Source organism: Burkholderia sp. Bp9099, from assembly GCF_003857805.1.
Lineage (GTDB): Bacteria > Pseudomonadota > Gammaproteobacteria > Burkholderiales > Burkholderiaceae > Burkholderia.
Genome location: NZ_QTPU01000001.1, coordinates 167,101 through 181,183, shown reverse-complemented (window position 1 = coordinate 181,183; position 14,083 = coordinate 167,101). Strand labels below are relative to the sequence as shown.

General features: G+C 68.9%; 11 protein-coding genes and 1 pseudogene. 10 read left to right on the top strand and 2 right to left on the bottom strand.

The features are described 5' to 3' along the window. The first annotated feature begins 34 nt into the window (after positions 1-34). The 6 genes from DIE17_RS00780 to DIE17_RS00755 all read left to right on the top strand — a co-directional run bounded on the left by DIE17_RS00780 (position 35) and on the right by DIE17_RS00755 (position 6,195). Positions 35-1,069 carry an ABC transporter substrate-binding protein gene (locus tag DIE17_RS00780; protein ID WP_044842987.1) on the top strand — a complete coding sequence of 345 codons (1,035 nt, stop codon included), beginning with the start codon at positions 35-37 and terminating at the stop codon, positions 1,067-1,069. Positions 1,070-1,073: 4 nt separating this feature from the next. Then, on the top strand, positions 1,074-2,180 hold the full coding sequence (locus DIE17_RS00775; protein WP_124920528.1) for an ABC transporter permease: 1,107 nt from the start codon (positions 1,074-1,076) through the stop codon (positions 2,178-2,180). Next, positions 2,174-2,998: an ABC transporter ATP-binding protein gene (locus DIE17_RS00770; protein ID WP_124484935.1), complete on the top strand. Its 825-nt coding sequence runs from the start codon at positions 2,174-2,176 to the stop codon at positions 2,996-2,998. Before DIE17_RS00775 ends, DIE17_RS00770 begins: the two co-directional genes overlap by 7 nt. A gap of 50 nt (positions 2,999-3,048) precedes the next feature. Then, the gene (locus tag DIE17_RS00765; RefSeq protein ID WP_124920527.1) at positions 3,049-4,233 is read left to right on the top strand and encodes a cytochrome c; all 1,185 of its coding nucleotides are present in this window, start codon (positions 3,049-3,051) and stop codon (positions 4,231-4,233) included. A gap of 37 nt (positions 4,234-4,270) precedes the next feature. Continuing rightward, positions 4,271-5,230, top strand: coding sequence for an ABC transporter substrate-binding protein (locus DIE17_RS00760; RefSeq protein WP_124920526.1), 960 nt, complete (start codon positions 4,271-4,273; stop codon positions 5,228-5,230). 98 nt (positions 5,231-5,328) lie between these two features. Further along, on the top strand, positions 5,329-6,195 hold the full coding sequence (locus DIE17_RS00755; protein WP_124920525.1) for an MOSC domain-containing protein: 867 nt from the start codon (positions 5,329-5,331) through the stop codon (positions 6,193-6,195). 177 nt (positions 6,196-6,372) lie between these two features. Here DIE17_RS00755 and DIE17_RS00750 read toward each other — a convergent pair. Further along, a pseudogene (locus DIE17_RS00750) lies at positions 6,373-7,766 on the bottom strand (sensor histidine kinase N-terminal domain-containing protein). Between the two features lie 199 nt (positions 7,767-7,965). Beyond that, positions 7,966-8,640 (bottom strand): response regulator, encoded by a 675-nt coding sequence (locus DIE17_RS00745; protein WP_044842980.1) that lies wholly within the window; start codon positions 8,638-8,640, stop codon positions 7,966-7,968. Positions 8,641-8,765: 125 nt separating this feature from the next. Between DIE17_RS00745 and DIE17_RS00740 the strand changes: the two genes are divergently transcribed. The 4 genes from DIE17_RS00740 to DIE17_RS00725 all read left to right on the top strand — a co-directional run bounded on the left by DIE17_RS00740 (position 8,766) and on the right by DIE17_RS00725 (position 14,058). Beyond that, positions 8,766-9,866, top strand: coding sequence for an ABC transporter substrate-binding protein (locus DIE17_RS00740; protein ID WP_044842979.1), 1,101 nt, complete (start codon positions 8,766-8,768; stop codon positions 9,864-9,866). Between the two features lie 114 nt (positions 9,867-9,980). Continuing rightward, positions 9,981-11,753: an iron ABC transporter permease gene (locus tag DIE17_RS00735; RefSeq protein WP_124920524.1), complete on the top strand. Its 1,773-nt coding sequence runs from the start codon at positions 9,981-9,983 to the stop codon at positions 11,751-11,753. Then, entirely contained in the window at positions 11,746-12,813 is a 1,068-nt protein-coding gene (locus DIE17_RS00730; RefSeq protein WP_059450179.1) for an ABC transporter ATP-binding protein, read from the top strand. The genes DIE17_RS00735 and DIE17_RS00730 overlap by 8 nt, the downstream gene beginning before the upstream one ends. A 153-nt stretch (positions 12,814-12,966) precedes the next feature. Beyond that, entirely contained in the window at positions 12,967-14,058 is a 1,092-nt protein-coding gene (locus DIE17_RS00725) for a porin (RefSeq protein WP_124891603.1), read from the top strand. Positions 14,059-14,083 lie beyond the last annotated feature (25 nt).

Sequence of the window (14,083 nt, the reverse complement as noted above, 5' to 3'; positions counted from 1 at the left end):
CGCCCGCCGCACGACCGGAACCGGAGACCACACCATGACCAAAACCACCGCACCCGCGCCGACCGGCGCCCATGACGACAAGCGCCGCCGGCTGCTGCGCGCGGCCGGGGCCGCCGCGCTCGCCGCACCGGCGATCACGCTCGGCCGCAAGGCCTGGTCGGCGCCGCCGCTGAAGAAGCTCACGTTCGCGTGGAACCAGAACGCGTTCTGCCTGACGCCGATCGTCGTCGCGCAGGAGAACGGCTTCTTCGAGAAGAACGGGCTGAAGGTCGAACTGATCAACTACAGCGGATCGACCGACCAACTGCTCGAATCGATCGCGACCGGCAAGGCCGATGCCGCGGTCGGGATGATCCACCGCTGGCTGAAGCCGCTCGAAGCCGGCTTCGACGTGAAGATCATCGGCAGCTCGCACGGCGGCTGCGTGCGGCTGCTCGGGTCGAAGACGGCGGGCGTGACGACCCTGCAGGCACTGAAGGGCAAGACGGTCGGCGTCAGCGATCTCGCGGCGCCCGGCAAGCACTTCTTCTCGATCCTGCTCGCGAAGAACGGCATCGATCCCGAACGCGACATCACGTGGCGGCAGTATCCGGCCGACCTGCTCGGCGTCGCGGTCGACAAGGGCGAGATCCAGGCCATCGCCGACGGCGACCCGAACCTCTATCTGCTCGAGAAGCGCAGCAACGGCGCGTACACCGAACTCGCGACGAACCTGTCCGGCGAATACGCGCGCAAGGTGTGCTGCGTGATCGGCGCGCGCGGCGACCTCGTGCGCAACGACCGGCCGGCGGCCGCCGCACTCGCACGCTCGATCGTGCAGGCCACCGAGTACACGCACGACAACCCGAACGAAGCCGCGAAGGCATTCGCGAAGTATTCGCCGAAGATCAACCCCGACGACCTGCGCAAGCTGTACGCGACGCTGACCTACACGCACCATCCGACCAACGTCGACCTGCAGCAGGAAATCGCGTTCTACGCGGACGACTTCCGCCGCATCAGCGTGCTGAAGAAGAGCACCGACCCGCAGCGCTTCGCGCAGCAGGTCTATGCGAACGTGCTGGGGTGACGCGATGTCGACGATCGAACACGCGTCCGCCGCGCGCACCGCGTCCACCTCGGGCAATGCCGCCACCGCGGCGGCGCCCGCGACTGCCACGTCCCGTCCCGCGTGCACGGCCTGCGACGCGACGCTCGCGGCCGAAGCCCGCCGGGCACGCACCTGGCCGACCGGCGTCGTCGCGGCGCTCGCGTGGGCCGCGCTCGGCGCGGTGACCTACGTGTGGCCGAACCGCGTCGTGGGTTTCACCGACTGGGCGTACACCGACACGTTCGGCATCGCCGCGTGGGCGATCGGCGCGCTGCTGCTGGCCGCCGCGACGCTCGGCCATCGCGTGCCGGCCACGCGTGCGCGGCTCGCCCGCGTGCGCCCGGCCGGCCCGTGGCTCGTGGCGCTGCCGCTCGTGCTCGCCGTGTGGGAAATCGTCACGGCCAAGACCGGCTGGCTGCCGACGCCGTTCTTCGCGCCGCCGCAGGCGCTGATCGAGGTCTACGCCGACGACTGGCCGCGCCTTGCCGGCAGCGCCGGCAACACGCTGAAGCTGCTTTCCCTCGGGTTCGCGTACGGCGTCGCGGTCGGGTTCGCGGTCGGCGTCTCGATCGGCTGGTCGCGCCGCATCGGCTACTGGGTGCATCCGGTGCTGCGCGTGCTCGGCCCCGTGCCGGCCACCGCGCTGCTGCCGCTCACGTTCTACTTCTTCCCGACGAGCTATTCGGCCGCCGCGTTCCTGATCGCGCTGTCGACCGGCTTCCCGGTCGCGGTGCTGACGTGGTCGGGCGTCGCGAGCGTAAACCGGCAGTACTACGACGTCGCGCGCACGCTCGGCGCGAACGCGCGCTTCCTCGTGTTGCGCGTCGCGATTCCGGCCGCGCTGCCGCACGTGTTCGTCGGCATCTTCATGGGGCTGAGCGCGTCGTTCACGGTGCTGGTCGTCGCCGAGATGATGGGCGTCAAGTCGGGGCTCGGCTGGTACCTGAGCTGGGCGCAGGGCTGGGCATCGTACGTGAACATGTATGCGGCGCTGATCGTGATGGCGCTGCTGTTTTCCGGGCTGATCGCGCTGCTGTTCGCGGTGCGCGACCGTGTGCTCGCGTGGCAGAAAGGAACCGTCAAATGGTAAGCGCCGCCGTTCTCGAATCGTCCGTTGCCACGCCGCCCGCCGCGCTCGACGCCACGGCGCCGCGCGGCGCGCGCATCGACATCCGCCGCGTGAGCCATGCGTTCGACGGCCCCGGCGGCCCGCTGCCGGTGCTCGACGACGTCACGCTGTCGGTCGCGGCCGGCGAATTCGTCGCGCTGCTCGGCCCGAGCGGCTGCGGAAAATCGACGCTGCTGCGGCTCGTCGCGGGCCTCGACGCCGCACGGCAAGGCACGATCGCGCAGGACGGCACGCCGATCGAGCGGCCCGATCCGTCGCGCATCGTCGTGTTCCAGGATCCGACGCTCTACCCGTGGCGCCGCGTGCGCGCGAACGTCGCGCTCGGCCTCGAGGCGCGCGGCGTGGCCCGCACGTCGCAGCATCGCGTCGACGATGCGCTCGCGCGCGTCGGGTTGCAGGAATTCTCGAACGTGTTTCCGCATCAGCTGTCGGGCGGGATGGCGCAGCGTGTCGCGCTCGCCCGCGCGCTTGTCAACGATCCACGCCTGCTGATCCTCGACGAACCGCTCGGCAAGCTCGATTCATTGACGCGGCTGACGATGCAGGCCGAGTTGACCGCGCTGTGGCAACGCGACGGGTTCTCCGCGCTGCTCGTCACGCACGATGTCGAGGAAGCGCTGTTTCTCGCGCAGCGCGTGATCGTGTTCGGGCCGCGGCCCGCACGCATCGTCGCGGAACTGCGTGTCGACCTGCCGTATCCGCGCCATCGCGGCGACCCGCGTCTCGCCGAACTGCGTCACGAAGCGCTGCGGCATCTCGGACTCGATGCGAGCTGGTAGATGCGCAGTGCCTTTCGCAGGATGGCCGGTGCGCGGCAAGGGCCGCGCCGATGAACGCGCCGCCGTTCGCCGACTGGGCGCTCCTGTTCCTGCAACTGCTGTATCGCGCACAGATCGCGTTGGCCCGGGTGCTGCATGCGATCGGCCTGACCGGCGATGCCGACGGACAGGCCGCGTGGCCCTGGGCACACCGCATCGCGCTCGAAACGCTGCGCATCGACGCGGGGCTCACGCGACAGCTTGCATTCGCCGTCGCGATGACCACGCTCGCCGCGGCGCTCGGCTGCATCGCACTCGTGTCGCGCAAGTGGCGGGCGGCAGCGGCGGTCGCCGCGCTGGCCGTCGCGTGGTTCGCGCCGTGGCCGCCGGCGTCGCTGTGGCTCGCGCCGGCGGCGCCCACGAGTTTCCAGCGCAGTCCCGCCGCGTTTTCCGTCGTGAACCTGATGCGCGGCGCGCATCTGTATGCGCAGCATTGCGCAGCCTGTCACGGCGCGGACGGCCGCGGCGAAGGCCCGCTCGCGGCGAGCCTCGCGCATTGGCCGCCGACCTTCGCGGGCGCACTGCTTGCCCGCCGGCTCGACGGCGAACTGTATTGGCGCATGCGCCACGGTACGCGCGACGCGCGCGGCGCGGCGTCGATGCCGGGCTTTGCCGCGACGCTCGGCCCGGCCGACACCTGGGCCGTGCTCGATTACCTGAAAGCGCTGTCGGCCGGCAGCGGCGCGCAGGCGGAAGGGGCGTGGCCCGTGCCCGTTCCGCTGCCGGCGCTCGACGTGCGCTGCGGCAGCGCCGCGCCGCAACCGCTCGAGCGCTGGCGCGAAGGCCAGCGCGTGCGCATCGTCGCGCTCGCGCCGGGCGGCACGCCGCCTCGGGAAGACCCGCGCTGGCAGACGCTGCTCGTCACCGCCGGCGATCCGTCCACGCCGCCACCGCCGGTCGGCACGCGCGCGAACTGCGTCGCATCGACGCCCGATGCATGGCAAGCGTTCGCGACGATTGCCGGCGTGCCGCCCGCTGCGTTCGGCGGCACGCAACTGCTTGCCGACCGGCGCGGCTGGCTGCGGGCGCGCGCGTTGCCGGGCAGCGCGGGCTGGTCGGCCGACGACTTGCTGTGCCGCTCCGATGCCGCGGCGCGAGCGCCGGCCGACGCCGCGAACGTCGATCCGCTGACCGCGCTGCTGCTGCGCGTGGACGCCGAACCCGTACGCGACGTGCAGGCCGGGCTCCCGCATTGAATCCCTGAACCGTTTTCCCGACGAACCGAACTTCACGATGAATCCGACCCGACGCCACTTCCTCGCGCAAGCGAGCGCCCTCGCCGCCGCCGCCCTCGCCGCCGCGCCGACCACGCTGCATGCGCAATCGGACGCGCGGCCGCTGCTGCGTGCCGGCGACCAGAAAGGCGGCCTGCGCGCGCTGCTCGAAGCGGCCGGCGAACTGAACGGCCTCGCGTACGACATCGCATGGACCGAATTCCCGGCCGCCGCCCCCCTGGCCGAAGCGCTGAACGCGGCGGCCGTCGACTGCGGGCCGATCGGCGACGCGCCGGTGATCTTCGCGCTCGCCTCGGGCGCCCGCATCAAGGTGATCGGCGCGAACCGGTCCGACCCGTACGGCACCGCCGTGCTCGTGCGGCCCGACGCGACGCTGAAGGACGCCGCCGACCTGAAAGGCAAGCGCATCGGCACCACGCGCGGCTCGATCGGCCATTTCGTCACGTTGAAGGCGCTCGACGCGGCCGGCCTGCCGCCCGACGCCGTCTCGTTCCGCTTCCTGCCGCCGGCCGACACGATGCTTGCGCTCGCAACCGGTTCGATCGATGCGTGGGCGACGTGGGAACCCTATACCGCCCTCGCGGAAACGAGCGGCCGCGCGCGCGTGCTCGTCAACGGCCGCGGTCTGTGGTCGGGCTTCAGCTACATCGCGGCGACCGACGCGGCGATCGCGTCGAAGCGAGAGGTGCTGCACGACTTCCTGCAACGGGTGGTGCGCGCGCAGGTCTGGTCGTACCGGCACGTCGACGCGTATTCCGCGGCACTCGCGCGCATCATCGGCATCCCGCCGGCGGCCGCGAAGCTGCAGTTCGAGCGCCGCAACACGCGCTGGCAGCCGATCGACGCGACGGTGATCGCCGGGCAGCAGCGCACGGCCGACTTCTACCTGAAGGCCGGGCTGTTGCGCCAGCCGCTCGACGTGCGCACGACCTTCGACCTCGGCTTTCCGCTGGCGTGACCGGCCGCGGCCGTGCGGCGGCCGGCAACCGCCCAAACGGCTTTCGCACGATCTGGCACAATCGCGATTCGACCATCCTGCCCGTGTCAGCCAGCGTCATGCCAGCCATCTCCGAACTCTTCGTCTACCCGATCAAATCCTGCGCCGGCATCGCGCTGTCGCGCGCGCAACTGCTCGAAACGGGCCTCGCGTACGATCGCCACTGGCTGATCACCACCCCGGACGGGATGATGATCACGCAGCGCACGCACCCGCGCCTCGCGCTGATCCACACCGCGCTCGAGCACGACGCGCTCGTGCTGAACGCGCCGGGCATGCCCGAGATCCGCACGCCGCTCGACGGCGACGCGACGCCGGCCACGCCGAAGATGGCCGCGACCGTCTGGCGCGACACCGTCGACGCGATCGACACGGGCGCCGCGACAGCCGCATGGCTCACCGAATTCCTCGGCACGCCGCTGAAGCTCGCGCGCTTCAGCGCGGATGCGCGCCGCGGCTGCAACCGCAAATGGACCGGCGACATCGACACGCACACGCAGTTCGCGGACGGCTATCCGCTGCTCGTGATCGGCCAGTCGTCGCTCGACGACCTGAACGCGAAGCTCGTCGCGAAAGGCGCGCCGGCGATTCCGATGAACCGCTTCCGCCCGAACATCGTCGTGTCGGATCTCGATGCGTATGAAGAGGATTTCGTCGAGCATCTGGACGCCGAAGGCGACACACCCGTGCGGCTGCGCCTCGTGAAGCTGTGCACGCGTTGCCCGATGCCGACGATCGACCAGGTGACCGGCGCGCCGAACCCGGCGTGGCCGCACGAGCCGACCGACACGATGCAGACGTATCGCGCGAATCCGAACTACGACGACGCGCTGACCTTCGGCATCAATGCGATCGTCGTCGAAGGCGCGGGAGCCTGGCTGGAGGTCGGGCAATCGCTCGAAGCGGAGATCGGATTCGGCGATTGAGCGACTGAGCGGGGCGGCGGACGGCGCGTCGTATGCATCGCCGCCGAGGGCGATGCGTCGAAGACATCCGCCGCGACGTTGCCGGCGCGCCCACCTCCCTCCCCCCCTCGGAGATGCCGCTCGCCGCCATTCGCTCACATTCGCCGCGATTCTCCGCGACCAAGCGAACCAGCCCTTCTACTGCGCCGCCGCCGGCACCGTCGGCAACATCACCGTCACGATCAACCCGCCTCCCGCCGCATCGGCCAGCGTCACGCTGCCCTGATGCACGCGCGCGATCCCGCGCACGATCGACAGCCCGAGCCCCGTGCCTTCGACCGTCTGCGTCTTGCTGCCGCGATGGAAACGCTCGAACACCGCGTCGCGTTCGCCGGCCGGAATGCCCGGCCCGTTGTCGATCACGTCGAGCCGCGCATGGTCGCCATCGCGCGACACGCGCACCGTGATCACCGCGCGGTCGCCCGAATAACGAATCGCGTTGTCGATCAGGTTGCCGATCAATTCGCCGAGCAGGTCCGGTTGGCCGAGCACGTCGACATCCGCCTCGTGCTCGAAGCCGAGATCGATGTCGCGCGCGCGACCGGCGACCAGTCGAGCGTCACGCTGCGCGCGAGCCGGTGCAGCGCGACCGGCTGGTGCGCGACCGCCTGGCCGCTGTCCGAATCGAGCCGCGACAGCGACAGCAGCTGCTGGACGATCTTCACGGCCTGCCGCACCGCGCCGTTCACGCGCCGCAGATGCACGTTCACGCGCGGCTGCTCGTCCGGCCGCAACGCCAGCTCGACGCCGGCCTGCACCGCCGCGAGCGGGGTCTTCAGCTGATGGGCCGCGTCCGCGAAGAAACGCCGCCGCGCGACCTGCATCCGCTGCGTGCGGCCGATGTACTGGTTGATCGACTCGACGAGTGGCGCGAGTTCGCTCGGCATGCCGCCGGTATCGAGCGGCGTCGGATCGCCGTCGCTGCGCGCGGCGACCGTCGCCGACAGCCGGTTCAGCGGCCGCAGCCCGCGCCCGACGCCGAGCCACACGATCCCGAGCGCGAGCACGACGAGCAGCCCCTCCTGCAGCAGCGAGCCCATCAGGATCTCGCGCGCGAGCGCCTGGCGCGCCTCGATCGTCTCGCCGACCATCACCCACACGATGCGCGTCTGCGCGGTCGGCACGTCGTGCACCGGCACGCGCAGCGCGGCCATGCGCAATTGCTCGCCGCGATAGACGACGTTGTAGTAGCGCGTGACGAACAGCGTGCCGTCGCCCTGCGGCAGCGGCAGGTCCGGATAGCCGGTGATCGTGCGGCCGTTGTCCTCGCGGATCAGGTAATAGATCTTGCCGCCGTCGCCCGACTCGAACATCTCGAGCGCGAGATACGGCAGGTCGACCTCGATCTCGCCCTCGTTGAACCGCACGCCTTCGCGGATCGACTTCAGCGACGACGACAGCGTGCGGTCGAACGCGACGTGCGCGGCGCTCATCGCGCGCTGATACGTGAGCCACGAGTCGAGCGCGAGCAGTCCGAGCAGCGGCAGCAGCAGCCACAGCGCGACCTGTGCGCGCAGGTTCGGGCGTGTCACCATGCTTCCCGCCGGGCTGCACCGACCAGCGTGGCGGAAAACGCGTGCGGCCTCGCTCCGCGCCCGTGCAGCCGGCCGGCTTTGCCAGGCCGGCCGCGGATGGCTGGCGCGCCCGCGGCAAGCAGCGAACGTGCCGATCCCGCGCAGCGCTTTGGCGCGTACCGCGGCCCCATGCAAAGAAGGCAAGCCCGGCGGTGATTCATCCGGCCGCCTTCGCTTCGAGCAAGTATCCGAGGCCGCGCAGCGTGACGATCGCGACACCGGTGTTCTCCAGTTTCTTGCGCAGCCGGTACACGTAGATCTCGATCGCATCCGCGTTGACCGACTCGTCGAGCCCGAAGATCTTCTCCGACAGCGTCTCCTTGTTGATCGCGCGGCCGTTGCGCAGGATCAGCACCTCCAGCACCGAGCGCTCGCGCGGCGTTAGCGGCAGCGGTTCGCCGGCGAGGTGGAAGCTGCGGTCGATACTGTCATACGAAAGCGGCCCGCACTCGACCCGCGAATGCTCGTGGCCGAGGCTGCGCCGGATCAGCGCGCGGGCGCGCGCCTCCAGCTCGGTCAGCTCGAACGGCTTCGCGAGGTAATCGTCGGCGCCGAGATCGAGCCCCTTCACGCGGTCCTCGACCGAGCCGTGAGCGGTGAGGATCAGCACCGGCACCGGATTGCGGCGCGCGCGCAGCCGCCGCAGCACCTCGAGCCCGTCGAGCTTCGGCAGCCCGAGATCGAGTATCACCAGCGCGTAGTCTTGCGTGCGCAGCACGTGATCCGCCGCCTCCCCGTCCGCCATGTGATCGACCGCGAAGCGCGCGGCACTCAGCGCGTCGTTCAACGACTGCGCAAGGTTCGGGTTGTCTTCGACGAGCAGCACACGCATGGGGACCTCGGGAAATCCATGACACAAAGGACACTATTGTGAACCGAAATGAAAGCAGGCTGAAAGTGCCTCGCAATTAACATCCGCGTCACTCGAACAACACACACGCGTAACTGGAGGAAGACATGCCGTTTGCACCGAAGCAGCTCGCCGCCGCGCTGGCGATCGTCCTGGGCACCGCCGCCGGCGCCGCCACCGCGCAGGTCCCGGCCGGGTATCCGGGTAACTACCAAGGTGTCGTCGACGCCGCGAAGAAGGAAGGCAAGCTGATCGTCTACTCGACGACCGACACGGGCCTCGTGCGCCCGCTGATCAAGGACTTCGAAAGCCTGTATGGCGTGAAGGTCGAGTACAACGACATGAACAGCACCGAGCTGTACAACCGCTACATCAGCGAGAACGCCGCGAGCAGCACCAGCGCCGACGTGCTGTGGAGCTCGGCGATGGACCTGCAGGTCAAGCTCGTCAACGACGGCCTGATGACGTCGTACGATTCGCCGGAAAGCGCGAACGTGCCGCAATGGGCGCAATACCAGAAGCAGGCGTACGGCACGACGTTCGAGCCGCTCGCGATCGTCTACAACAAGCGGCTGATTCCCGAGAACGAGGTGCCGAAAACGCGCACCGACCTGATCAAGCTGCTCACGTCGCAACCCGACAAGTTCAAAGGCAAGCTGACGACGTACGACGTCGAGAAATCCGGCGTCGGCTTCAACGCGCTGACGCAGGACGCGCACCTGAACGAGAAGGTCACGTGGGAGCTCGTGAAGGCGATCGGCGCGACCGGTCCGAAGCTGCAGTCGAGCACCGGCGCGATGATGGAGCGCATCTCGTCGGGCGAGAACCTGATCGGCTACAACATCATCGGCTCGTATGCGTACGCGAAGGCGAAGAAGGACAAGTCGATCGGTTACGTATTTCCGAAGGACTACACACAAGTCGTGAGCCGCCTGGCCACGATCTCGAAGAAGGCGAAGAATCCGAACGCCGCGAAGCTGTGGGTCGACTATCTGCTGTCGAAGCGCGGCCAGACGCTGATCGCGAACCAGGCGAACCTGTACGCGATTCGCACGGACGTGACCGGCGAAACGTCGGCCGCGAGCCTCACGAAGGAACTCGGCGATTCGCTGAAGCCGATCCCGATCGGCACCGGCCTGCTCGTCTATCTGGACCAGTCGAAGCGGCTCGCGTTCCTCAAGCAATGGCAGCAGGCGATCAAGAGCTGATCCGCTGATCGGCTCGGCCGACCGACGGCCGCCCGCCGCACGCCGCGCGGGCGGCCCCCTTCCCCTTACCGACTTCCTAGAGGCGGCCGTCCGGATGGCCGCAGGGGCGAACTCATGCTTTCAACCAGCACACGCGGAGCGGCGCCGGCCGTTCCGCCCACCACCGGCCAGGGTGGCGCGATTCCCGCGCTGCAGGTCAGCAACCTGCAGCCGCTCGCCGGCATGCTGCGCTGGATCGTCGTCGCGGTGCTCACCGTCGCGGTCGCGCTGCCGCTCGGCTTCATCCTGTTCCAGAGCCTGCTGTCCGCGCCGTTCTTCGACGCGAACAAGACGCTCGGCGTCGAAGGCTTCCGCTTCATCTTCACCGACCCGGACTTCTGGTCGGCCGTGAAGAACTCGTTCATCATCGCCGGCGGGATGCTGTTCATCTCGATCCCGCTCGGCGGCATCCTCGCGTTCCTGATGGTGCGCACCGACCTGCCCGGCCGCCGCTGGCTCGAGCCGCTGCTGCTTACGCCCGTGTTCGTGTCGCCGATGGTGCTCGCGTTCGGCTACGTGGTCGCGGCCGGCCCGGTCGGCTTCTATTCCGTGTGGTTCAAGGAACTGTTCGGGGTGCAGAGCGTACCCTGGAACGTGTACTCGATCTTCGCGATCACGATGATCGTCGGCCTCACGCACGTGCCGCACGTATACCTGTACTCGTCGGCCGCGCTGCGCAACCTCGGCTCGGACGTCGAGGAAGCGGCGCGCGTGACGGGGGCGCGGCCGTTCCGCGTCGCGCTCGACGTGAGCCTGCCGATGACGATGCCCGCGCTGCTGTTCGCCGGCGTGCTCGTGTTCTTCCTCGGCTTCGAGGTGTTCGGGCTGCCGCTCGTGCTCGGCGATCCCGAAGGCCACCTCGTGCTCGCGACCTACCTGTACAAGCTGACCAACAAGCTCGGCGTGCCGTCGTATCACCTGATGGCCGCGGTCGCGGTGTGCATCGTCGCGATCACGTTCCCGCTCGTGCTGCTGCAGCGCCGCCTGCTGAAGAGCGCGAACCGCTTCGTCACGGTGAAGGGCAAGGCCGGCCGTGCGACGGTGCTGCCGCTCGGCGTATGGCGCTGGGTCGCGCTCGCGATCGTCGCGCTGTGGCTGATGCTGACGGTGATCGTGCCGATCTCGGGCATCGTGCTGCGCGCGTTCGTGACCAACTGGGGCGAAGGCGTCGCGCTCGCCGAAGCGCTGACGCTGCAGAACTTCATCGAGCTGTTCGAGCAGGACAACCTCGTGCGCGCGATCGTCAACACGCTCGGCATCGGCGTGATCGGCGGTGCGCTCGCGATCGGCTTCTACTCGCTCGTCGCCTTCGCCGGCCATCGCCGCAACGACTGGGCGACGAAACTGCTCGACTACCTCGTGCTGCTGCCGCGCGCGGTGCCGGGCCTGCTTGCCGGTCTCGCGTTCCTGTGGATCTTCCTGTTCGTGCCGGGCCTGCGCGAGCTGAAGAACTCGATGTGGAGCATCTGGATCGCATACACGGTCGTGTGGCTCGCATACGGGATGCGGCTCATCCAGAGCGCGCTGCTGCAGGTCGGCCCGGAACTCGAGGAAGCCGGCCGCAGCGTCGGCGCGACGCGCAGCCGCGTGTCGCTCGACGTGACGCTGCCGCTCGTGCGCTTCGGCCTGCTCGCCGCGTGGCTGCTGATCTTCATGATCTTCGAGCGCGAATACTCGACCGCCGTCTATCTGCTGTCGCCCGGCACCGAAGTGATCGGCGCGCTGCTCGTGTCGCTGTGGGCGACCGGCGCCGTCGACCAGGTTGCCGCGCTCTCTGTCATCAACATCGCGATGGTCGGCGCCGGTCTCGGCGTGGCCCTGCGCTTCGGAGTGAAACTTCATGGATAAGCTCATCGTCGACGACCTGCATCTCAGCTACGGCGCCAACCCAATCCTCAAGGGCGTGTCGTTCGAACTGAAGGCCGGCGAAGTCGTGTGCCTGCTCGGCGCGTCGGGCAGCGGCAAGACCACGCTGCTGCGCGCGGTGGCCGGCCTCGAACAGCCGTCCGACGGGCGCATCCAGCTCGACGACCGCGTGTTCTTCGACGGCGCGCGGCACGTCGACCTGCCGGTCGAACAGCGTTCGCTCGGCCTCGTGTTCCAGTCGTACGCGCTGTGGCCGCACCGCACCGTCGCCGACAACGTCGGCTACGGGCTCAAGCTGCGCCGCGTGGCGCCGGCCGAACAGAAGCGCCGCGTGCAGACCGCGCTCGACCAGCTCGGCCTCGGCCATCTCGCCGAGCGCTTTCCGCATCAGCTGTCGGGCGGCCAGCAGCAGCGTGTCGCGATCGCGCGTGCGCTCGTCTACAACCCGCCGGTGATCCTGCTCGACGAGCCGCTGTCGAACCTCGACGCGAAGCTGCGCGAGGAAGCGCGTGCGTGGCTGCGCGAGCTGATCGTGTCGCTCGGGCTGTCGGCGCTCTGCGTGACGCACGACCAGACCGAAGCGATGGCGATGTCCGACCGCATCCTGCTGCTGCGCAACGGCCGCATCGAACAGGAAGGCACGCCGGCCGAGCTGTACGGCGCGCCGCGCTCGCTGTACACGGCCGAATTCATGGGCAGCAACAACCGCATCGATGCGCGCGTCGCGGCCGTCGACGGCGAACGCGTGACGCTCGCCGGCGACGGCTGGGAGCTGCAGGCGCTCGCCCGCGACACGTTCGCGCCGGGCCAGGACGCGCAGGCCGTGATCCGCCTCGAACGCGTGCAGGTCGCCGACGGCCCGGGCGCGAACCGGCTGCAGGCCGACCTCGTCACGTCGATGTATCTCGGCGACCGCTGGGAATACCTGTTCCATTGCGGCGAGATGCGCCTGCGCGCGTTCGGCCACGTGCCGCGCGCGGCCGGCAAGCACTGGATCGAATTCCCGACCAACGACTGCTGGGCGTTCGCGAAAGCCGGCTGACCCGCTTCGCGGCGGCTCGTGTGCCGCCGCGCGTGCATTCAACATGCTTTTGCGACTCGAATCGGCGGACGCTTCATGGCGTCCGCCGATGGCGCACCGAGTACGCGTTTTCCGTTTCGACCAACCCACAACAACCAAGGAGACACCGTCAAAATGAAGTCACGCGCAGAACGTTCCATTCGAACAGTAGTCCTCACCGGTTCGGCCGCGGCAGCCTGTCTCGCCGCGCCGGCCGCGCACGCGCAGTCGTCGGTCACGATCTACGGGATCATGGACGCCGGCATCGAATACACGAACCATGCGGCACCGGATGGCGGCAATTCGTTCAAGCTGAAGTCGGGCAACAAGAACACGTCGCGCTGGGGCTTGCGCGGCGTCGAGGATCTCGGCGGCGGGTTGAAGGCCGTGTTTCGCCTCGAAAGCGGCATCGATCTCGCGAATGGCGCGTCCGACGACGGCCCCGACTCGATCTTCGCGCGCCGTGCGACGGTGGGCCTGAAAGGCAAATGGGGCGAGCTGACGCTTGGCCGCAACTTCACCGTCACGTACGACTACATGATGCCGTTCGACCCGATGGGTTACTCGCAAAACTATTCGTGGGCGTCGTCGTCGATGGCGACCGGCGGGCGCAAGGACGGCATGTTCACGCGCTCGTCGAATGCAGTGCGTTACGACGGTGAATTCAGCGGCTTCAAGTTCGGCGCGCTGTATGGCTTCGGCAACGTGCCGGGCAGCGTGAAGACCAGCTCGAAATACGACTTCGCGCTCGGCTACGAGACCGGCCCGTTCGCGGCGGTGCTCACGTTCGACCGGCAGAACGGCGCGGCCGACAGCGTCACGCCGGCCGATACCGTCAACTACATCCAGGGGATTCACGCGGGCCTGAGCTACGACTTCGGCAACCTGAAGACGATGGCCGGCTATCGCAACTACAAGCGCACGTTTCGCACCGCGGCGGCGAACCAGCTGAGCGATATGTACTGGCTCGGCGGGTCGTACCAGTTCACGCCGACGTTCTCGCTGATCGCGGCCGTCTATCACCAGAACATCAAGGGCGGCACGGATGCCGACCCGACGCTGGTATCGGTTCGGGCGCAATATGCGCTGTCGAAGCGCACGGTGCTGTATGCGGCCGGCGCGTTCGCGATCGCGAAGCACGACCAGAAGGTCGGCGTGTCGCGCGATTTCGCCGGGTATGGCACCACGCAGGTCGGCGTGACGGCGGGGATTCAGCAGCGGTTCTGAGTGTGACGACGTGGGCGGCGGGTGA